General features: G+C 64.2%; 19 protein-coding genes and 1 pseudogene. 14 read left to right on the top strand and 6 right to left on the bottom strand.

Translation table 11 applies throughout. The annotated features are described in order from the left end of the window. Positions 1–137 precede the first annotated feature (137 nt). Complete coding sequence (locus AAC071_RS10025) at positions 138–425, top strand: GIY-YIG nuclease family protein (protein WP_339832160.1); 288 nt, start codon at positions 138–140, stop codon at positions 423–425. A gap of 142 nt (positions 426–567) precedes the next feature. Here AAC071_RS10025 and AAC071_RS10020 read toward each other — a convergent pair whose 3' ends face one another. Both AAC071_RS10020 and AAC071_RS10015 read right to left on the bottom strand, forming a co-directional pair. Continuing rightward, the gene (locus AAC071_RS10020; protein ID WP_339832159.1) at positions 568–1758 is read right to left on the bottom strand and encodes a Gfo/Idh/MocA family oxidoreductase; all 1191 of its coding nucleotides are present in this window, start codon (positions 1756–1758) and stop codon (positions 568–570) included. A 638-nt stretch (positions 1759–2396) separates the two neighbouring features. Further along, positions 2397–3194, bottom strand: coding sequence for a 16S rRNA (uracil(1498)-N(3))-methyltransferase (locus tag AAC071_RS10015; protein ID WP_339832158.1), 798 nt, complete (start codon positions 3192–3194; stop codon positions 2397–2399). A 224-nt stretch (positions 3195–3418) separates the two neighbouring features. On the opposite strand from AAC071_RS10015, the gene AAC071_RS10010 reads away from it, so the two are divergent. Together AAC071_RS10010 and ubiA are read left to right on the top strand one after the other, a co-directional pair. Then, entirely contained in the window at positions 3419–3913 is a 495-nt protein-coding gene (locus AAC071_RS10010) for an NUDIX domain-containing protein (RefSeq protein ID WP_339832157.1), read from the top strand. Positions 3914–4237: 324 nt separating this feature from the next. Then, positions 4238–5155 carry a 4-hydroxybenzoate octaprenyltransferase gene (ubiA, locus tag AAC071_RS10005; RefSeq protein WP_339832156.1) on the top strand — a complete coding sequence of 306 codons (918 nt, stop codon included), beginning with the start codon at positions 4238–4240 and terminating at the stop codon, positions 5153–5155. Here ubiA and AAC071_RS10000 read toward each other — a convergent pair. Further along, the gene (locus AAC071_RS10000) at positions 5152–6426 is read right to left on the bottom strand and encodes an MFS transporter (RefSeq protein ID WP_339832155.1); all 1275 of its coding nucleotides are present in this window, start codon (positions 6424–6426) and stop codon (positions 5152–5154) included. The genes ubiA and AAC071_RS10000 overlap by 4 nt on opposite strands. A gap of 161 nt (positions 6427–6587) precedes the next feature. Here AAC071_RS10000 and AAC071_RS09995 point away from each other — a divergent pair, with 161 nt between their 5' ends. From AAC071_RS09995 to AAC071_RS09975, 5 genes are all read left to right on the top strand, one after another. Further along, positions 6588–6758 carry a hypothetical protein gene (locus tag AAC071_RS09995; protein WP_339832154.1) on the top strand — a complete coding sequence of 57 codons (171 nt, stop codon included), beginning with the start codon at positions 6588–6590 and terminating at the stop codon, positions 6756–6758. 82 nt (positions 6759–6840) lie between these two features. Beyond that, positions 6841–7497, top strand: a complete 657-nt coding sequence (locus AAC071_RS09990; RefSeq protein ID WP_339832153.1) for a helix-turn-helix domain-containing protein — start codon at positions 6841–6843, stop codon at positions 7495–7497. Next, on the top strand, positions 7494–8513 hold the full coding sequence (locus tag AAC071_RS09985) for a fatty acid desaturase family protein (protein WP_339832152.1): 1020 nt from the start codon (positions 7494–7496) through the stop codon (positions 8511–8513). The genes AAC071_RS09990 and AAC071_RS09985 overlap by 4 nt, the downstream gene beginning before the upstream one ends. A 75-nt stretch (positions 8514–8588) precedes the next feature. Then, positions 8589–9668, top strand: a complete 1080-nt coding sequence (locus AAC071_RS09980) for a phosphotransferase (protein ID WP_339832151.1) — start codon at positions 8589–8591, stop codon at positions 9666–9668. Positions 9669–9809: 141 nt separating this feature from the next. Beyond that, positions 9810–11828, top strand: a complete 2019-nt coding sequence (locus AAC071_RS09975; RefSeq protein ID WP_339832150.1) for a PAS domain S-box protein — start codon at positions 9810–9812, stop codon at positions 11826–11828. Between the two features lie 3 nt (positions 11829–11831). Here the strand turns inward: AAC071_RS09975 and AAC071_RS09970 are convergent, their stop codons facing one another. The 3 genes from AAC071_RS09970 to AAC071_RS09960 all read right to left on the bottom strand — a co-directional run bounded on the left by AAC071_RS09970 (position 11832) and on the right by AAC071_RS09960 (position 14466). Beyond that, positions 11832–12485 carry a glutathione S-transferase family protein gene (locus AAC071_RS09970; protein ID WP_339832148.1) on the bottom strand — a complete coding sequence of 218 codons (654 nt, stop codon included), beginning with the start codon at positions 12483–12485 and terminating at the stop codon, positions 11832–11834. A 144-nt stretch (positions 12486–12629) separates the two neighbouring features. Then, positions 12630–13868: an acyl-CoA dehydrogenase family protein gene (locus tag AAC071_RS09965; protein WP_339832146.1), complete on the bottom strand. Its 1239-nt coding sequence runs from the start codon at positions 13866–13868 to the stop codon at positions 12630–12632. Between the two features lie 124 nt (positions 13869–13992). Then, positions 13993–14466, bottom strand: coding sequence for a nucleoside deaminase (locus AAC071_RS09960; protein ID WP_339832144.1), 474 nt, complete (start codon positions 14464–14466; stop codon positions 13993–13995). Positions 14467–14588: 122 nt separating this feature from the next. On the opposite strand from AAC071_RS09960, the pseudogene AAC071_RS09955 reads away from it, so the two are divergent. From AAC071_RS09955 to AAC071_RS09930, 6 genes and pseudogenes are all read left to right on the top strand, one after another. Next, positions 14589–15293: pseudogene (locus AAC071_RS09955) on the top strand (pseudouridine synthase); the annotation flags it as partial. Between the two features lie 184 nt (positions 15294–15477). Beyond that, entirely contained in the window at positions 15478–16047 is a 570-nt protein-coding gene (gene rsmD / locus AAC071_RS09950) for a 16S rRNA (guanine(966)-N(2))-methyltransferase RsmD (RefSeq protein WP_339832143.1), read from the top strand. Positions 16048–16073: 26 nt separating this feature from the next. After that, the gene (locus tag AAC071_RS09945) at positions 16074–16931 is read left to right on the top strand and encodes a TIGR01459 family HAD-type hydrolase (RefSeq protein ID WP_339832142.1); all 858 of its coding nucleotides are present in this window, start codon (positions 16074–16076) and stop codon (positions 16929–16931) included. 102 nt (positions 16932–17033) lie between these two features. After that, complete coding sequence (locus AAC071_RS09940) at positions 17034–17984, top strand: bifunctional riboflavin kinase/FAD synthetase (RefSeq protein WP_339832140.1); 951 nt, start codon at positions 17034–17036, stop codon at positions 17982–17984. Next, positions 17981–18631, top strand: coding sequence for a 50S ribosomal protein L11 methyltransferase (locus AAC071_RS09935; RefSeq protein ID WP_339832139.1), 651 nt, complete (start codon positions 17981–17983; stop codon positions 18629–18631). Before AAC071_RS09940 ends, AAC071_RS09935 begins: the two co-directional genes overlap by 4 nt. A gap of 143 nt (positions 18632–18774) precedes the next feature. Next, a complete protein-coding gene (locus AAC071_RS09930) occupies positions 18775–19563 on the top strand; it encodes an enoyl-CoA hydratase (protein ID WP_339832137.1) in 789 nt (262 codons plus the stop codon). Positions 19564–19565 lie beyond the last annotated feature (2 nt).

The raw sequence follows: 19565 nt of genomic DNA, 5'->3' as shown, positions 1-19565 counted from the left end.
ATTGCCTATGCTTAACCGGACAGCAGTGGGCTTGACCCGGCAATCCAGAAGCCGCCGCAAGGCGGCGTCTCTCTTCGCAAGGACTCTTTGCTGCAAGCGCATTGCTCTCGTTCCGGGCGATGCGCCAAACTCCTCCCATGCGGGATTACTTCGTCTACATCCTTGCGAGCGGGAAGAACGGGACGCTCTATACTGGCGTTACCAACGATATGTTACGCCGCATGTCGGAGCACCGGTTGGAACTCGCCAAGGGCTTTACCAGCCGCTACGGCGTCAAGCGCCTTGTCTGGTATGAGCCCCATGGAACGGCTATTGGTGCGATCCAGCGCGAGAAGAACATCAAGCACTGGTCGCGGGCATGGAAGATCGCGTTGATCGAGGAAATGAACCCGACATGGCGCGATTTGTTTGAAGAGCTGCTGTAGTTTTTAGAGAGAGACGGCGCGCGTTGCGCGCCTTCTGGATTGCCGGGTCAAGCCCGGCAAAGACGAGTTGGGGGATGGTACGGGCAAACGCTGACGCAACAAGTGCCGGGATGACATGACTGGTTTTGAAAATGGAAGGGGCTCACCCTGTCGACGAATCGACCGCCCACCCCATCTCCCTTTCCAACCGTTCCCACAGCGCCCCGCAATCGACCACCGTCCCCTCGCGCATCGCCCGGTCGACCGCCATTACGGTCAGCCCGGCAATCATCGCGTCCTGCACCTGAACCGGGAAGGGCGCGCCTTCGAGGAGATGCGCGGCGAGGTCGCGGCCCATCGCCGGGTCGGAGCCGTAATGCGCCTCGGGTCCGAGTTCCATATCCTTCGTCTGCGGAGCGTCGAGCCCGAGCGCATCGCGGAAGGTGAGGCGATTGGTCACGAGATCGGCCTCCATCGCGCCCCCCGTGCCGGCGAAATACCAGCGCCTTTGCATCAGCCCCGCATGCGTGTTGGCATGGAAGGCAAGGCGGACGCCGTTCTCGTATTCGACAAGCGCCACCTGGTTGTCGGCGACATCGGCGTCGGACGCAAAGACTTCATTGCCGCCGTTCCAGCCGGCCCGCCACACCGAATAGGCTTGCGCGCCGTCCTTGTGGCGCCGTTCGGCGAGGCCGGCATTCTCGGGCGTGAAGATCGTCCGCCCGCCGAAACTGGCGACGCGCGCCGGCAGCGCGCCGGCAAAAAGCCGGTAGAGATCGAAATCGTGACAGCATTTGTCGAGCAGGAACGAGCCGGCATGGGCGGCGTGCCGCCGCCAGTCGCGCATCAGGAAGGCGCCGTGCTCGGGATGCAGATGCTCGTTGCCCTCGAAGCTGACAAGCCGTCCGAAACTTTGATGCGCCAGCCGCTTGCGCACGGCGGCGACCAGCGGCGAGGAGCGCAGCACCAGCCCGACGATCACCGACGCTTCGCCATGCGCGCGCAAGAGCCGCGCCAGTTCCCAGGTCTCGTCCTCGCTGCGCACCACCGGCTTTTCGGAAAAGACCCGCACACCCGCTTCAAGCCCCGACTTGATGTGATCGAGATGCAGATGATTGGGCGAGCCGACCATCAGCAGATCGGGCTTCACCGCCGCCAGCATCGCCGCGACGCTTTCATGCGCCGCACCCGTTTCGATCCCCCGTTTCTCGAGCGCGCGAAGCCCCACCGGCGCCGGATCGCAATAGCCGGCGACGCGCACATGCGGCGCGGCTGCAACCAGATGCCGGGTCACGGTCGAAATCCGCTGCCCGAGCCCGGCAACGGCAATGGTCAGTGTCTGTGTGGAAGTCATTTTCTGAGCGGGCGGGTTGCGGGACGAGGAGAGAGTAGGGGCTGGAAGTGGCCGAGAGCAATTTCAAACATCATGAGCACAGCCTTTATTCAAGTGACCACCCGCCCCTGGGGGGTGAGAGGCGTTTCGCGCGAGCGAACGAAAAGGTCCGATGGACCTTTTCGAGCGTCGAACGCCCGGAGCGAAGCGCAGGGCAGTCAAACGGGCGAAGTCCGTTTGGGGAGGGGTAAGCGAGGAACTTCAGCGCATAACCGGAACACATACATTGCCGTGAGCGAAGTTCCGGCCGTGCCACATGACCGATTGCACAGCCTTCAATCGAGCGACCACCGCCCCTGAGGGGCGGGTCGAAAAATTCGAGCTTGCGAAGAATTTTTGGGGGGTGAGGAGCGGTTTGCCGAAGGCAAACGAAAAGGCCCGGTGGGCCTTTTCGAGCTTCGAACGCCCGGAGCGAAGCGCAGGGCAATGCCACGGGCTTTCGTTCGGGGTTCAAAAAGGTCCGCCGGACCTTTTTGTTCGCTTTGCGAAACACCCCGAACCCCCTAAATTTGCTTCGCTGACGCTCCGCAAATTTCGACCCTCCCCCAAGGGGAGGGTGGACATCAAGCAACCACCGCGTATTGAACTTCGCTAACCCCTCACCAGTCCCCCAGCACCAGCCCGACAACCGCCAGCGCCGCGATCGCCGCCGTGTCGGCGCGCATGATCCGGGGCCCGAGCGACAGCGCCACCGTGTCGCGCCGTGCACGGAGCATGTCCCGCTCCTCCGGCGAGAACCCGCCTTCCGGCCCGACCAGAACGGCGAGCGGCGCCCCGCGCCAGCCTTCGCCGGCAAGCTTCTCAAGCACCACCCGCGCTTCGCCCGGCCGCGCGCCCTCGTCGCAGAAGAGAATGCGCCGCCCCGGCGCGATCGCATCCCATTGCGCCAGCAAGCCGGCAAGCTTCGCCGCCGCGCGCACCTCCGGCACCGCGACAAGCCCGCATTGCTCGGCCGCCTCGACGGCATTGGCCTGCAAGCGCTCGTCCTTGAGCCGCGTCACCACCGTGCGCGCCGTCACGACCGGCTGGATGACGGCGGCCCCCATCTCGGTCGCCTTCTGGGCGATGAAATCGAGCCGCGCCTTCTTGACCGGCGCGAACAAAAGCCAGATGTCGGGCAGCGGCTCCTGCGCCCGCGTCCGCTCGATGAGTTCCAGCACGCAATGTTTCTTGTGCGGCTCGGCAATCCGCGCCGCCCATTCCCCGTCGCGCCCGTTGAAGAGCAGCACCCCGTCGCCGGCGCCCATGCGCAGCACATTGACCAGATAATGCGACGGGTCCGCCTCGAGCGTCAGCGACGCGCCCGCGCGCAATTCCCCCTCGACAAAAAGCCGCGCCTTCCCGCTGGCACAACGCGGATTGTCGTCGGTGTCGGTGATGTCGGCGGGGCGGGTCATGGGAGTTATATGTGACTTGCTGCAATTTCGTCGTCATTGCGAGGAGCGAAGCGACGAAGCAATCCAGAAAACGCCGGACTCAGCGCATACCGCTTCTGGATTGCTTCGCTTGCGCTCGCAATGACGTATATAGAACCAAAACCCCTCTGCGTCTCTGCGCCTCTGCGTGAACCCCTTTCTTCCTCCACATTCCCTTTCCCACCCCACCTCTCTATCGTCACCCCATGCGTACCCGCCCGACAGCCCGCGTCCTGCTCTTCGACGCCGCCAAGCGCCTGCTGCTGGTCCGCATGCACGACCCCGATGTCGGCGGCGCCGACGGCGCGGTGCTCGCGCGCCCCTATTGGGTGACCATCGGCGGCGCCGTCGAACCCGGCGAGGCACTCGAAGATGCCGCTCGCCGCGAACTCGTAGAGGAGACGGGTCTCGCGGATGCCCGCCTCGGGCCGCCTGTGTGGTACACGGAACATGTTCTGACCGTCCGCGGCGAGAAGCGGCTGCTGCAGGAGACCTTCTTCATCGCTCATGCCGAAACATCCTCGCTCGCCACCGCCGGCTGGACCGAGGCGGAGCGCGCGGTGATCCGCGAACTGCGCTGGTGGGCGCTGCCGGCCCTCCTGGCCAGCGGGGATATCTTTTTTCCGGCCTCCCTGAAGCAGCACCTGCCCGGACTGACCGCCGGGCGACTGCCGGCGGTGCCCCTGCATATCGAATCCTGAATGCATTGCCGTCGAGGCAATCCAGTCCCGGTTGCCGTCATCGCAAAAACGGCGCCATTGCCAGAATGAGGATTGCCGTCACGGCAAAACGACAACGAGCGATGTCAGGTGGCTACTTCCGGATTGTTGCGCCGCAGCATGACCTGCCTTCGGCCTGACCGATAAACCCGGGGATAAATCCATTTATGACAGTGTTGTGACAGTTGCGTGACAGAGGGGGGGTAAGGCCCGATTCCGCTGTCACAATCGCTGTCACAAATCCCCGTTCGGGCGCGCCGTGGCATCATGCGGCATGCCGAATCGAAGCCCCGTGCCGAGTGTCCGATGAACGATCCCGCCCCTTCCGCCGTCGCCGATGCCGCGCCCCAAAACTGGGTGGACACGCGCGCGCCTGCTTTCGCGCGGCCCTTCCTGCGTCTCGCCCGCGCCGACCGGCCGATCGGCACCTGGCTGTTGCTGCTGCCCTGCTGGTGGTCGGTTGCTCTGGCCACGGACGATTGGCGTGACGCCTGGCTGCTGGCGCTTTTCGCCCTCGGCGCGCTCGTCATGCGCGGCGCTGGCTGCACCTGGAACGACATCGTCGACCGCGACATCGACGCCGCCGTCGCGCGCACGCGCGCGCGGCCGCTGCCGTCGGGCGCGGTGAGTGTGCCAGCAGCCTGGGCCTTCCTTGCCGCGCAATGTCTTGTCGGCCTTGCCGTTCTACTCTCGCTCAATGCCTATGCCATATGGCTCGGTTTTGCTTCGCTGCTGCTGGTCGCGATCTATCCCTTCATGAAGCGCATCACCGACTGGCCGCAGATCGTGCTCGGCCTCGCCTTCAACTGGGGCGCGTTGATGGGCTGGGCGGCCGTTCACGGTTCGCTTTCGGCCGCGCCGCTGCTGCTCTATCTCGGCGCGGTCTTCTGGACCGTCGGCTACGACACGATCTACGCGCACCAGGACCGCGAGGACGACGCGATTGTCGGCGTGCGTTCGAGCGCGCTGAAGCTCGGTGCCGCAACATACAAATGGATGTGGCTCTTCTACGGCGCGGCGCTGGCAGGCTTCGCGGCCGCCGGCGCGCTGGCGGGTCTCGGATTTCTTTTCTGGATCGGCCTTGGCCTCGGCGCCGCGCATCTCCTGCGCCAGATCCTGCGCCTCGACATCGACGATCCGTCCCTTTGTTTGCAGCTCTTTCGCGGCAATCGCGATTTCGGCCTGATCCTCTTTGCCGCCATCGTCGCGGGACAATTCCTCTAGCCGCTTTCCTTCGGCTTGACGTCCTCGAACTTGTCGACGGTCCTGAGCGCCGGGAAGAGCCACATCCACAAGCCGACCACGCCCAGCGTGCCGATGCCGCCGATCAGCACCGCCGGCACCGTGCCGAACAGCGCCGCCGAAACGCCGGCGCGGAACTCGCCAAGCTCGTTCGAGGCGCCGATGAAAAGCATTTCGACCGCCGACACGCGGCCGAGCATCGGTTGCGGCGTCGCCAGCGGCACCAGCGTCGAACGGATATTGACGCTGACCATGTCGGAGGCACCCATCAGCGCCAGCGCGGCCAGCGTCAGTCCGAAATCGCGCGACAGGCCGAAGGCGATCGTGGCGATCCCGAACACGGCGACGCAGGCGAACATGACATGGCCGGTGCGCGCGCGGATCGGTCGCCAGATCAGCAGCAGGCTGACGATAATGGCGCCGGCCGCCGGCATCGCCCGCATCACGCCGAGCCCTTGCGGCCCGACCGCCAGAATGTCGCGCGCAAAGATCGGCAGCAGTGCCGTCGCGCCGCCCAGCAGCACCGCGAAGAGGTCGAGCGAGATCGCGCCGAAGACGATCGGCGAGCGGCGCATGAAGGAAATGCCGGCGGTCAGGCGATGCAGCGCCGTCACGGCGGGCCCGTCCGGCAGCGGCGCCGGCCGCACCTTCATCGCGAGGAACGCCGCGGCGACGATCAGGAAACCGGCAAAGGCCGTGCCATAGGCGGCGACCGGTCCGAAGATGTAGAGAAAGCCGCCCAGCGCCGGCCCGACGATCACCGATATCTGGAACGACGACGAGCTGACCGCGATGGCGCGCGGCATCTGCCGGCTCGAGACGATCAGCGGCACGAAGCTGCGCGAGGCCGGCGCCATGATCGCGCGGCCGGTGCCGAACAGCGCCAGCGCCGCATAGAACCAGATCACCTCATGCGTGCCGAGCAGCGAGAGCACGATCAGCCAGCCGGCCGCCGCCGCTTCCAGAGCCGCCGCCACGGCGACGATCAGCCGGCGGTCGACGCGGTCGGCAACGTCGCCGGCCGGCAGCGTGATCAGCACCATCGGCAGGAACTGCGCCAGCCCGACCATGCCGAGTGCCATCGCGCTTTCGGTCAGATCATAGACCTGCCAGCCGACCGCGACCGACTGGATCATCATCGCCAGCGTGCCGAGGAATCGTCCCGAGATGTAGAGCCGGAAATCGCGCAGCCCGAACAGCGCGGCGGCGCTGTCCTCTTCCGTGGACGGATGATCGGGCGGGGCGGGGCTCATGGGCGGACCGGCGTTCGGGGTTCCGGGGTTATGCCTCAGGACCATAAGCGAGTCGCTGCCTTTCCTGCGCAACGCCATATGCGCTTTTGACGCATGCCCTGCCACTTGAAATTTTGCGCTGCACGAATAGATATGCTGCAACGCAACACAAGGAGGCATCGATGAACAGGATGCTGAAAGAATGGCTTCACAGCGCAGCGCTCGCAGCGGCCGCCTTCAGCGGTCAGCCCGATTGGGCCGGCACCGTCGAGACATCTCGGCGTGCCCCGGAAAAGGCGATTGAAAACAAGCCGTTGAGTGGCTTCGGCCCGGCCCTGCGCGCGGCCGATTGAGCGCGGCTTCCACCCCCCGTCAAGGATTGACAGGGCGACCTGAACCATGGTTCATTCCTTGAAATGAATTAAGGTTCATATCTTGACCTACCGGCGCACAGACAAGGTTTCGGCACGGCTGGCGGAGACGCGGCGCAGCATCCTCGATGCTGCGCGTGATCTGGTGTCGGAAGGCGGTTTCGCCGCCGCGCAGATGAGCGAAGTGGCGCGCCGCGCGGGCGTCGCCACCGGCACGCTCTACCGCTATTTTTCTTCCAAGGAAGCTCTCTGCCGTCAGATCTTTCGCGAGGTCTCGACGCGCGAGATGGATCTGCTGGCCGCGATTGCCGCAGGCGACGCGCCGGCGCGCCAGCGTCTGGTCGAGGTGCTGCGCACGTTCGCCGGCCGCGCGGTCCGGGGCCGTCGCCTCGCCTATGCGTTGCTGGCTGAACCGGTCGACGCCAACCTCGCCGAGGAACGCGCTTTCTTCCGCCGCACCCATGCCGAAATCTTCGCCCGCATTCTCGAAGACGGCATTGCCGCCGGCGAACTTCCTGCGACCGATGTGAAGATCGCGGCGGCCTGCATCGCCGGCGCCATTCCGACGGCGCTGATCGGGCCGCTGGCACCGCAGTCGCACGAACTTGATGAAAATCCCGAACGTGTCGTCGATGACATCGTCGCCTTCTGCATGGCGGGCGTCGGCGCGGCGGCGAATGACGGGAAACCCGACAGGATCGAACGGAGAGCAACGGCATGAGCATGGCGAGCGAACTCTTCACCCCCGCACAACTCGCCATCGTGCGACAGCGGTCGGACTGGCGCGGCACCTGGCTGGTGCTGCATGCATGGGGCGTCATTTTTGCCACGATGGCGGTTTTTGTCGTCTTTCCCAATCCGTTGACCTACATCCTCGCCGTGATGGTCATCGGTGCGCGCCAGCTCGGTCTCGCGATCCTGATGCATGATGGCGCGCACGGGATTTTGACGCACAATCAGAAGCTCAACATGTTTCTGAGCCAGTGGCTCTGCGCCTATCCGATGATGGCCGAGACGCGCGCCTATCGCCGCTATCACCTGCAGCATCACGCGCACACCCAGCAGCCGGAAGATCCCGATCTGGTCCTCTCGGCACCATTCCCTATTACGCGCAAGAGCTTTCGCCGCAAGATGATCCGTGACCTGACGGGTCAGACGGGCTACCAGCAGCGCAAGGCGCAGATCATGAACGCGCTCGGCAAGGCCGAATGGCCGCTCGGACAGCGCCTGAAGCACTATTGGGGAAAACTCGGCCGCGCAACGGTCGCACAGCTGGCGATCCTTGCCGTGCTGGCGGCAGCCGGACACTGGTATCTCTACTTCATTCTCTGGCTGGTGCCGTTCCTGACCTGGCAGCAGGCCATCACGCGCATCCGCAACATCGCCGAACACGCGATGGTGCCGGACGACAACGATCCGTTCCGTCAGGCGCGCACCACGAAGGCGGGCTGGCTTGCCCGCGCCTTCCTCGCGCCCTACTGGGTCAACTATCATGTCGAACATCACCTGGTGATGTGGGTGCCTTGCTACAATCTGCCCAGGGCCCGCACCTTCCTGATCGCCAATGGCTACGGCCCGCGGATCGAAACCAAACCGGATTACGGCGAAGTCATTCGCATGGCGACGTCGCGGCCGGACACCGATGACCGTCCGGGTAAGCTTGTGCACAACGCCCGCAAGCGGCGGGTCGACGGCACAATGGGCGAGGGCTTCAAGCCGACCGAAGACGCCGCGTAAACAGCGACGCCTTTGCCCCCTGCAGTCTGCATGGTAAGTCTCTCGCAACAGCTATCTGCAGGGAGAGATACGGTCATGGCCGACAATCAGGCCGCAAGCCAGGCAATCGACGAAACCACGGCGATCCGCGAGGCACACCGTTTCGATGTGAAGCGCCTCGAAGCCTGGTGCCGCGACGCGGTGGAAGGCTTCGGCGGCGCGCTCGAGGTTCGCCAGTTCGAGGGCGGCCAGTCTAACCCCACATTCCTTTTGACGACGGCGGGCGTCGGCGGCGGCAAGCGCTATGTGATGCGCAAGAAGCCGCCGGGGCAATTGCTGGCAAGCGCCCACCAGGTCGATCGCGAATATCGTGTGATGAAGGCGCTCGCGCAGACCGACGTGCCCGTGCCGCATATGTATGCGCTCTGCGAGGATGACAGCGTCATCGGTACGTCCTTCTACGTGATGGATTATCTCGAAGGCCGCGTCTTCCGCGAGTCGGTGATGCCGAATTCGACGGAGGCGGAGCGCCGCGCCGTCTATGCCAACCTTGCCGAGAACCTCGCCAGGCTTCACAAGGTCGACTATGAAAAAGTGGGCTTGGGTGATTTTGGCAAGCCCGGGAATTATTTCGAACGGCAGATCGGCCGCTGGATCAAGCAATATCGCGGCGCGCAGACAGCCGACGTGCCGGCGATGGAAGAACTCATCAAATACCTGCCGACGCACATTCCCGACGAGCCGTCAGTCACGATCGCGCATGGCGACTACCGCCTCGGCAACACGATGTTTCATGCAACCGAGCCGCGCATGATCGCGGTGCTCGATTGGGAACTCTGCACCATCGGCCATCCCCTGGCAGACGTCGCCTATTGCTGCATGTATGACCTCCTCGGCGTTGCCGGCGGCGCTTCCGCCATCGACCGGACAAAGACGCCGGGCGTGCCGACCGAGCAGGAGTTCGTCGCCGAGTATTGTCGCCATGCGGGCCGCGACGGCATTCCGCATTGGAACTTCTATCTCGCTTTTTCGATGTTCCGCCTCGCCTCCATCAGCCAGGGCGTCTACAAGCGCGGGCTGGACGGCAATGCCAGCTCCGAACGCGCCATGACGCTCGGCGATTCCTGCCGAATGCTCGCCGATCACGCCTGGAACATCGTGCAGCGGCCCGACTGAGGGCGGAACATGGTGAACACCGCGTTAACACGACCCCGTGACTCAAGAGAACGTTAAACAAATCCGCCTAGCATCCACCGGTCTTGGGCAGTCTGGTTGCCCATGACATTGCCGGCACTCAGCCGGATTTGGGGAGCAGGGATGGAGCGTTCCGCGGAAACGGAACAGGCAGCCGCAAGCGGCGCGCCGGCGCGCACCGTGGAAGATCAGCCGCGTCCTGTCGAGCGCTTCTATCGGGCCCTTGTCGAAAACGCCGGCGACATCCTGACCATCCTCGACCGCGACGGAATCATAACCTACCAGAGCCCTGCCGTACGCAAGGTGATCGGCGCTTCGGAAAAGCCGCTGATCGGCCATTCCATTTTCAAGCTGGTGCATCCGGACGACCGCGAGCGCCTTGCGAAGAAGTTCGCAGAATGCGTCCTCGTTCCGGACGCCGAAGTGCTCGAGATTGTCCGTCTGCCGCATGCAAACGGCACCTGGCGGCGTATCGAGGCCCGGGCCCGAAACCTGCTGGCCGATCCCGATGTCGCCGGCATTCTCTGCTGTTCCCGCGATGTGACCGAAACGCACAGGCTGGAAAGTCAGTTGCGCGAAGCAGAGCAGCTCGCGCGATTCGGTCATTGGCGCTGGGTGAAGGGCGAGCCGGCACCGCAATGGTCGCGCGGTGTGGCACGCATACTCGGGCGCGACGAAACGCAGCTGCCGCGCGATGGCGACTGGTACGAGCATCTTGTGCATCCGGATGACCGCGATGCCCTGTTGTCGAAGTTCATCGATGCCTTCGAAACCCAGGAACCCGTCAACTGCGTCACGCGGTTCCGCGCTGACGACGGCAACTACCGCTACATCAAGACCCATGCCTATGCCGAAGGCGATGCGTACAGCGAAATCGGCGCGCTGGTGGGCCTCGCCGAAGATGTGACGCAGGAAGTCGAGTCCGAGCTGGCGCTGAAGGCAAGCGAGGCCAAGTACCGCCTGATGACCGAACAGGCATCGGACGTCGTCGCCCATTATGATGCGATGTCGAACGTGATCTTCATGTCGCCGGCCGTCGAGCAGACGCTGGGCCGCAAGCCCGAGGAGTTCATCGGAAAGCCGATCGACGAGACGCTGATCCATCCGGACGATTTTCCGCGCGTGCGCAAGGCCTTCATCGAATGTGCGGTTGGCGGTCGGCCGGTGCAGTTCGACTATCGGTTCCGGCACAGGAATGGCAATTATATCTGGCTCGAATCGACGATGCGGCCGGCCCGTGACGAATCCGGCAAGCGCACGACCGAGATTGTCGGTGTGACGCGCGATATCGGCGAGCGCAAGCGGCACGAGATCGAACTGATGGATGCGCGAGAGCGCGCCGAGGCGGCCAGCCGCACCAAGTCGCGCTTTCTCGCCAATATGAGCCACGAGCTCAGGACACCGCTGAATGCGATTATCGGATTCTCGGAAATCCTGCGGATGCAGATGTTCGGCCAGCTTGGCCACGGGCGCTATCTCGAATATGCACAACTGATCAACGAGAGCGGCGCGCTGCTGCTCGATCTCATCAGCGACATTCTGGACATGTCCAAGATCGAGGCCGGCAAGTACGAACTTCATCCGGAGCCAGTCAATCTGCGTCATCTGATGGAATCGAGCGTACGCCTTGTTCGCGGCCGGGCCGAGGAGAATGGGGTCGGCCTTGTGATGAACATGGCGGAGGATCTCGATATCGAGGAGATCGTTGCGGATGAGCGCGCGCTGAAGCAGATCGTGCTCAACCTGCTCTCGAACTCGATCAAGTTCACGCCGTCGGGTGGAAAGGTCTCGGCAGCAGTATGCGCGACGCCGAACGGCGTTGCCATCACGGTATCGGACAATGGACGCGGCATTCCGCAGGATCAGATTGCAAGGCTCGGTCAACCGTTCGAGCAGGTGGCGACCGACGCTGCCTTGAGCAAGCAGGGCACGGGTCTCGGCCTGGCGCTGGTCCGCTCGCTGGCCGGACTGCACGGCGGCACGATGAAGATCGATAGCGAACTTGACAACGGAACGACGGTCACGGTGACGCTGCCGCTGACGCCGCATTGCGCCGTTCCGGTCCGCGATGCGGAAGCGCTGAATGCGACACCTCTCGACCCATCCGGCAATCCGGCCCTGGCCAATCTGGCTGGCGGCTAGATTCTAGCTCCCCATCATGCGGCGCAGGGCAGCGTCGAGCTCGGCGACGACCTTCGCGGCGGACGGATGATTCTGCACGCTTCCGAAATAGGCGTCGGTCGCAGGGAAATGCTTCAGCGGTGTTGCTTCGCCGAACATCGGGCCGATCCGATCGAAGAAGAACAGCATGGGTACCAGCGCGCAATCAGCAAGACTCAGGCGATCGCCGACTGCAAAGGGCGATCCGTCGAGATAATGGGTCAGCCAGCCGATGCCCTTCAGCAATTCGGCCATTTCACGGTCGACCAGGGCCTGGTCGCGGCCCTGCGGGTTGATCTGGCCGAACAGATTGCCCATCGGCTCCATGATGTAGAGGTCGCCGATCCGCGCCAGCAGCCGCATACGCGCAATGTGGGCTGCCCCCTCGGGACGCAGCGATGTCCCGAGATTCAGGTCTTCCAGATATTCGCAGATCGTTTCCGATTCCGGCACCACCACGTCGCCGTGAACCAGCAGCGGAACCTTGTGCATCGGTGTCAGCGTATCGAGTTCCGGCGGAACGGCGCCGGGGGCGACGTCGATCATCGCGACATCGAGCCCCTTGGCGTGGATCGCAAGGCGGCAACGCGCGGCATAGGGCGAGAGTTGCGCATTGTACAATTTCATCGATGACGTCATGGCTGCGTTCCGCTGCTTTTCGTTTCTGGTCTTGTCCGTCCGGCGGTCGCGAAAACGGCCGGCCCTGTTTGACGGGGCCGGCCGTTCCGGGTTTGCATCAGTCGCAGATGCAGTATCCGCGATCTGTCCGCTCCTGCAGCACGATCACTCGGCCGCCGCGCGGAGTTTCTCCTGATACTTCTTGAACTCCAGCTTCGCGATGGTGCGATTGTGCACTTCGTCCGGACCGTCGGCCAGACGCAGCGTCCGCATGCCCGAATACATTTTCGCGAGGCCGAAATCTGAGGTCACGCCGCCGCCGCCATGCGCCTGGATGGCATCGTCGATGACCTTGAGCGCGATGTTGGGTGCCGCCACCTTGATCATGGCGATCTCGGCGCGGGCAACCTTGTTGCCCACCGTGTCCATCATGTAGGCGGCCTTGAGCGTCAGCAGACGCGCCATTTCGATGTCGGTACGCGCGCGGGCGACACGCTCTTCCCAGACCGAATGATCGGCAATCCTCTTGCCGAAAGCCTCGCGGGTAAGGAGGCGCTTGACCATGATCTCGAGCGCCCGTTCGGCAACGCCGATGGTGCGCATGCAGTGATGGATACGGCCCGGCCCGAGGCGTCCCTGACTGATCTCGAAGCCGCGGCCTTCGCCGAGAAGCAGGTTCTCGGCCGGAACACGGACATTGTCCAGGATCACTTCGGCATGGCCATGCGGCGCATCGTCATAGCCGAAAACCGGCAGCATGCGGACAACCTTGACGCCCTTGGCATCGAGCGGCATCAGAATCTGTGATTGCTGGCGATAGGTATCGGCCTTGGGATCGGTCTTGCCCATCACGATCGCGATCTTGCAACGCGGATCGCCGACGCCCGACGACCACCACTTGCGGCCGTTGATCACATATTCGTCTCCGTCGCGCTCGATGCGGGTCGAAATGTTGGTCGCGTCGGACGAAGCGACGTCCGGCTCGGTCATGAGGAAGGCGGAGCGCATCTTTCCTTCGAGCAGCGGCTCCAGATATTCCTTCTTCTGGCGCTCGTTGCCGTAGCGCTCGATCACTTCCATGTTGCCGGTATCGGGTGCCGAGCAGTTGAACACCTCGGACGCCCAGCCGACGCGGCCCATGATCTCGCAGAGAGAAGCATATTCGAGGTTGGACAGACCGCCGCCGCGCTCGGATTCCGGCAGGAACAGGTTCCAGAGGCCGGCATCGCGCGCCTTCGGCTTCAGGTCTTCGAGAATTTGCGGTACCTGCCACGGATTGCCGGCGGCGCGGAAGGCCTCCATCTGGTCGTTATAGGTCTTCTCGTTCGGATAGATGTGATCGTCCATGAAGCGCTCAAGCCGGGCGATCATCTCCTTGGTTTTGTCGGAATATTCGAAATTCATCAGGTCTCCCCTCGATTTTTTGGATTGGAGGGCCTCGGCCCCCGTTTCAATGGCGAATGGCTGCACTCTAGCCCGTTGCGCCCGGCAAATCACGCGGAAAGCCGTGGCCGGACGGGGGCTTTCCTCAGTCCCGCCGGGCAGCGAAGAAATCGCGCAAAAGCGCCGCCGCCCGGGTCTCGCCGATACCGCCATAGATGTCGGGCCGATGGTGGCAGGTCGCATGTTCGAAGATGCGCGGTCCGTGATCGACGCCTCCGCCTTTCGCGTCGGCGGCCCCGTAATAGAGGCGCCTCAGCCGGGCAAACGAGATCGCGGCCGCACACATCGGGCAGGGCTCGAGTGTCACATAGAGGTCGCAGCCGGTCAGACGTTCCGAGCCGAGGGCCACGCAGGCGGCGCGGATCGCCAGCATTTCCGCATGGGCGGTTGGATCCTTGAGCTCGAGCGTCCGGTTACCGGCCCGGCCAAGGACCGTGCCGCTCGCGTCGACCACGACCGCGCCGACGGGCACCTCGCCGCGTGCGGCGGCGGCCTCGGCTTCGGCCATGGCCATGTCCATCGGGCGCGGCCGGCTGTCGATTGTCCTGTCGGCGGTCATGGACGGGACCCTGCCTGTGCGGCGCCGGGCCCGTCAAGCGGTGGCTTTCGGTCCGGCAAGGCGCCTGCTAAAGAGGGGGCATGAACGCTCGCTCAAAAACGCCCGCCGCCGATGCATCGCCCCAGGGCGAGCGCATTGCCAAGGTCATCGCCCGCGCCGGCATCTGTTCGCGTCGCGAGGCCGAGCAATTGATTGCCGACGGTCGTGTGACGGTTGACGGCAAGGTGCTGCAGAGCCCCGCCCTCAACGTGACCGGTCGCGAGGCAATCGTCGTCGACGGCAAGGCCTTGCCGAAGCAGGAGCCGACACGGCTCTGGCGCTATCACAAGCCGGCCGGACTCGTGACGACGGCGAAGGATCCCGAAGGTCGCACGACGGTCTTCGAGCGCCTGCCGGCCGGCATGCCGCGCGTGGTTTCGGTCGGCCGTCTCGATATCAATACCGAAGGCCTGCTGCTGCTGACCAATGACGGCGCCTTGGCGCGGCTGCTCGAACTGCCGTCCACCGGCTGGACGCGGCGTTACCGCGTGCGCGCCTGGGGCGCAATCACCCAGGCCGATCTCGACAAGTTGAAGGACGGCATCACGGTCGAAGGCGTGCGCTACGGATCGATCGAGGCGAAGCTCGACAAGGTACAGGGCTCGAATGTCTGGCTGACGGTCGGCCTGAAGGAAGGCAAGCACCGCGAGGTGAAGCGCGTGCTCGGTGCGCTGGGCCTGAAGGTCAATCGTCTGATCCGGCTGTCTTTCGGGCCCTTCCAGGTTGGCGATCTTGCTGAAGGCGAGGTGGCGCAGGTGCCGAACCGGGTCTTGATGGACCAGCTCGGTGCCCATGCCGAGCAGTTCATGCAGGCCGAGGCACCGTCGAACCGGAACGCGCCGAAGAAGGCCGTCACCGGTTCCGTCTCGAAGCGCGATGCCAGGCCGGCGGGAAAGCCCGGCGGAACGAAGCCGCGGCTGAAGACCTTCCGCACCAAAAAGGCCGATGCGGCCGGCAAGGGAAAGGCGCGTCATGCGGATCGTCGGCGGCACCCATAGGGGCCGGGCGATCGCGGCACCCAGGGGGGACCGCGTGCGCCCGACCGGTGAACGGGCGCGTGAGGCCCTGTTCAACATTCTGGCCCACGCGGATTTTGACGGTTTTGAGCTCGAGGACGCGCGGGTGCTGGATCTTTTTGCGGGATCGGGCGCACTCGGACTGGAATCCCTGTCGCGGGGCGCATCCTTCTGTCTCTTCGTCGACGACCATGCCGAGAGTCGCGCCGCCATCCGCGAGAATCTCGAGCATCTCGGTCTCAATGGTCATGCCAAGCTCTACAAGCGCGATGCAGCCTCGCTTGGGCCCCGGCCCGGCAGCGTCGGCCCGGCCTTCTCGCTCGTCTTCGCCGATCCGCCCTATGGCCGCAAGCTGGGCGAGGCGGCGCTCGTCTCGGCACGGGACGGCGACTGGCTGGTGCCCGGCGCCTTGTGCATCGTCGAGGAAGCCGTGACATCCGACTTCGCTGCGCCGGAAGGTTTTGTAGAAGTCGACCGGCGGCGCTATGGCGTCACCGAATTCGTCTTCATGCGGGCACCGGCCTGACCCGTCCTTGTCGAAGGAACCATCTCTTGCTGATTTCCGGTCTCTCTGCGATCGCCGCCCGCTACGATGCCCTGCTCTGCGATGTCTGGGGCGTGTTGCACAATGGACGCGAGGCCTATCCCGGCGTTGCCGATGCGCTGGGCCGCTTCCGCGCCGGGGGCGGGCGCGTATTGCTGCTCTCGAACGCACCGCGGCCGTCGACGACGCTGCCGGAAATGTTCGAACGCATGGGCATACCGCATGATGTCTATGACGGCATCCTCACATCGGGCGACGCAACGCGGACCTATCTCGGCAGTCGGACATTGGGCGACGCCTGCTACTATATTGGTCCCGATCGCGATCTGGCATTGTTCGACGGCACCGGCGTCGAACGCGTGGACGAGGCGCAGGCAGCCTTCATCCTTGTCACCGGACCGTTCAACGATGAGATCGAGGGGCCGGAAGACTATCGCAGGCAGTTCGAGAATCTGGTCGCGCGGAGGCTTCCGCTCGTTTGCGCCAATCCCGACATCATCGTCGAGCGCGGCTCGAAACATATCTACTGCGCCGGTGCGCTGGCCGCGCTCTACGAGGAACTGGGCGGCGAGGTCGTGTATTTCGGCAAGCCGCACCGGCCGATCTACGAGGTGGCGCGTCGCCGTCTCGCCGACATTGCCGGCGGTCCGGTCGCCGACGCCCGAATCCTGGCCGTCGGCGACGGTCCGTTGACCGATATGCTGGGCGCCGGCGACGCCGGCATCGATGCCCTGTTCGTCACCGGCGGGATTGCCGCGGCCGATTGTGGCCCGGCGCCTGAGAGCCCCGACGAAGCGCGTGTTGAGGCGGTCCTGGCCCGCGCTGGCGTGCGTGCCGTCGCGGCCATGCCGCGTCTCGTCTGGTAGAACATGCGCAACGGGCGTCTCGTCCCCTGCACTTGACGCATGGGGGCCGATCCGCCATCACCTTTGGCCGACCCCTTTGCCCCGGAGCCCCGACCCACGCAGATGCAGATTATCCGCCACCACGAGCACGTGCCGCCCGGCCTGACGGGCGGCGTCTACGCACTCGGAAACTTCGATGGCGTGCATCTCGGCCACCGCAAGGTGATCGGGGAGGCGGCGCGTCTGGCAGCAGAACTCGGCGTGCCGCTCGGCGTCCTTGTCTTCGAGCCGCATCCCCAGCAGTTCTTTTTTCCCGACAAGCCCTTTTTTCGTCTGACCCCTTTCCGCGCCAAGGCACGGCTGCTGGAAAAGCTGGGCGTCGATGTTCTGGCGGCGCTGCCATTCGATCAGCGCATGTCGCAAAAACTCGCACCGGAATTCGTTCTCGATGTGCTGGTCGACGGGCTGCGCGCCGTGCACGTGGTGGCGGGTTACGATTTTCGCTTCGGCAAGGGACGCGGCGGCGATGCGGCGACGCTGGCCTATATGGGCGAAATGGAAGGTTTCGGCGTCGACATCGTGCCGGAAGTGCGCGGTGACGGCGAAGCCTATTCCTCGACACGTATCCGCGAGCTTCTGGCAAAGGGCGATCCGCGTGGCGCGGCGAAGCTGCTCGGCCATTGGTGGACGGTCGAGACGCATATCCAGCAGGGCGATCAACGCGGCCGCACCATCGGCTTTCCGACCGCAAATCTGCCACTTGAGGATCACGTCGAACCGGCGCTTGGCGTTTATGCGGTGAAGGTCGAGATCGAGGACGGGCCGCACAGGGGCAGCTATGACGGCGTTGCGAATGTCGGCCGACGCCCGACCTTCGACAAGCAGGACGTGCTTCTGGAAGCGCATATCTTCGATTTCGACGGCGACATCTATGGTGCCCATGCGGCCGTCTCGTTCGTCGAATATCTGCGTCCCGAACGGAAATTCGACGGCCTGGAAAGCCTGAAGGCGCAGATTGCAAAAGACAGCGAACAGGCGCGCGCCGTTCTTGCCGCACTGCCTGCCGGCGCATGAGCGATCCCGCCCGCTTCATTCGCGAGAACACGCAGCTTCACGAACCGCCGCTCATTCCCGAAATCCGGTTGCACCTCGCCAGCGAAATCGTTCCGATCTGGCAGATGACCGAGGAGGAACTCGAGAAGTCGGGTCTGCCGCCGCCATTCTGGGCCTTCGCCTGGGCAGGCGGTCAGGCATTGGCACGCTACATTCTCGACAATCCGGAAATCGTGCGCGGCCAGCGCGTCCTCGATTTCGGTTCGGGCTCGGGGCTGATCGCCATTGCCGCGATGAAGGCGGGCGCCGCCATGGCGCTTGCCGCCGACATCGATGCCTTCGCGGCGGCGGCGATTGCACTCAACGCCGAAACCAACAATGTCGCCATTGCCGCAGCGACCGACGATCTTGTCGGCACCGCCAATCGCGGCTGGGACATCGTTCTCGTCGGCGACATGTGCTACGAGGGGCCTCTGGCGGCGCGCATCGAAACATGGCTGCGCAAGCTTGCGGGCGAGGGCACGACGGTGCTGATCGGGGATCCCGGGCGTACCTATCTGCCGAAATCCGGCCTTGAAAAACTGGTCTCCTACGCCGTGAAGACGACGCGCGAACTGGAAGACACCGATGTCCGCAACACCAGCGTCTGGCGTCTCCTGCCTGCCTGATGCCTGTTCAAATTCGTTCAGCGGACCCATACCGTGCGCACAAGCTGTTGCATGGATAGGCTTTGCAGGCAGGCCGGCGGAGCCCTAAATTCCGAAAAAGAACTTACCGATACAATTGCAACGTTCAATCGAAGGATCGCCCGATGACCGATTATGTGCTCGTGACCGTCGAAGACGGTGTCCAGATCGTCACCATCAACCGCCCGGACAAGAAGAACGCACTGACGGCGGAGATGTACAAGGTGCTGGCTGATGCGATCGAGACGGCGGATGCCGATCCGAAAATCCGCGTCACCTACTACACCGGCACCGGCGGTTCCTTCACGGCCGGCAACGATCTTGCCGATTTCGCCAAGGCGGGCACGACGCCGCTCGACGAACAGCCGAAGGAAAAGCCGCATGTGACGCGCTTCCTCGAAAATCTCGCCAATGCCGAAAAGCCGGTCGTGGCGGCGGTGAACGGGCTTGCCGTCGGCGTCGGCGTCACCATGCTGCTGCACTGCGATCTGGTCTATGCGGGTGCGAGCGCGACCTTCCAGATGCCCTTTGTCAATCTCGGCCTCGTGCCGGAAGCGGGCTCGACCTTCCTGCTGCAGCGTCAGATCGGCATTCAGAAAGCAGCGGACCTTTTTCTGACCGGCAAGAAGATTGGCGCGGAAAAGGCCGAAGCCATCGGCCTTGTTGCGGATGTCTTCCCGGACAATGAGTTGCCTGTGGAAGCGCTCGCCCGCGCCAAGGCGCTCGCCGCGAAGGCGCCCAATGCGGTGCGCGCCACCAAGGCGCTGCTGAAGGACAATGATCGTCCGCGGGTCGGCGAAGCGCGTGAGGCCGAAGCTCGCGTCTTCGCTGCGCAGCTTCGCTCGGATGAGGTCAAGGAGGCAATCAGCGCCTTCTTCGAGAAGCGCCCGCCGGATTTTTCGAAATTTGGCTGAGC

It is taken from the genome of uncultured Parvibaculum sp., from assembly GCF_963975745.1.
Taxonomy (GTDB): domain Bacteria; phylum Pseudomonadota; class Alphaproteobacteria; order Parvibaculales; family Parvibaculaceae; genus Parvibaculum.
The sequence above is the reverse complement of the archived record's forward strand: the minus strand, read 5'-3'. Positions and strand labels throughout refer to the sequence as shown.

Coding starts and splice junctions, on each gene's coding strand:
- AAC071_RS10025 (WP_339832160.1), top strand. CDS start 138: ATGCGGGATTACTTCGTCTACATCCTTGCGAGCGGGAAGAACGGGACG.
- AAC071_RS10020 (WP_339832159.1), bottom strand. CDS start 1,758: ATGACTTCCACACAGACACTGACCATTGCCGTTGCCGGGCTCGGGCAG.
- AAC071_RS10015 (WP_339832158.1), bottom strand. CDS start 3,194: ATGACCCGCCCCGCCGACATCACCGACACCGACGACAATCCGCGTTGT.
- AAC071_RS10010 (WP_339832157.1), top strand. CDS start 3,419: ATGCGTACCCGCCCGACAGCCCGCGTCCTGCTCTTCGACGCCGCCAAG.
- ubiA (WP_339832156.1), top strand. CDS start 4,238: ATGAACGATCCCGCCCCTTCCGCCGTCGCCGATGCCGCGCCCCAAAAC.
- AAC071_RS10000 (WP_339832155.1), bottom strand. CDS start 6,426: ATGAGCCCCGCCCCGCCCGATCATCCGTCCACGGAAGAGGACAGCGCC.
- AAC071_RS09995 (WP_339832154.1), top strand. CDS start 6,588: ATGAACAGGATGCTGAAAGAATGGCTTCACAGCGCAGCGCTCGCAGCG.
- AAC071_RS09985 (WP_339832152.1), top strand. CDS start 7,494: ATGAGCATGGCGAGCGAACTCTTCACCCCCGCACAACTCGCCATCGTG.
- AAC071_RS09980 (WP_339832151.1), top strand. CDS start 8,589: ATGGCCGACAATCAGGCCGCAAGCCAGGCAATCGACGAAACCACGGCG.
- AAC071_RS09975 (WP_339832150.1), top strand. CDS start 9,810: ATGGAGCGTTCCGCGGAAACGGAACAGGCAGCCGCAAGCGGCGCGCCG.
- AAC071_RS09970 (WP_339832148.1), bottom strand. CDS start 12,485: ATGACGTCATCGATGAAATTGTACAATGCGCAACTCTCGCCCTATGCC.
- AAC071_RS09965 (WP_339832146.1), bottom strand. CDS start 13,868: ATGAATTTCGAATATTCCGACAAAACCAAGGAGATGATCGCCCGGCTT.
- AAC071_RS09960 (WP_339832144.1), bottom strand. CDS start 14,466: ATGACCGCCGACAGGACAATCGACAGCCGGCCGCGCCCGATGGACATG.
- rsmD (WP_339832143.1), top strand. CDS start 15,478: ATGCGGATCGTCGGCGGCACCCATAGGGGCCGGGCGATCGCGGCACCC.
- AAC071_RS09940 (WP_339832140.1), top strand. CDS start 17,034: ATGCAGATTATCCGCCACCACGAGCACGTGCCGCCCGGCCTGACGGGC.
- AAC071_RS09935 (WP_339832139.1), top strand. CDS start 17,981: ATGAGCGATCCCGCCCGCTTCATTCGCGAGAACACGCAGCTTCACGAA.
- AAC071_RS09930 (WP_339832137.1), top strand. CDS start 18,775: ATGACCGATTATGTGCTCGTGACCGTCGAAGACGGTGTCCAGATCGTC.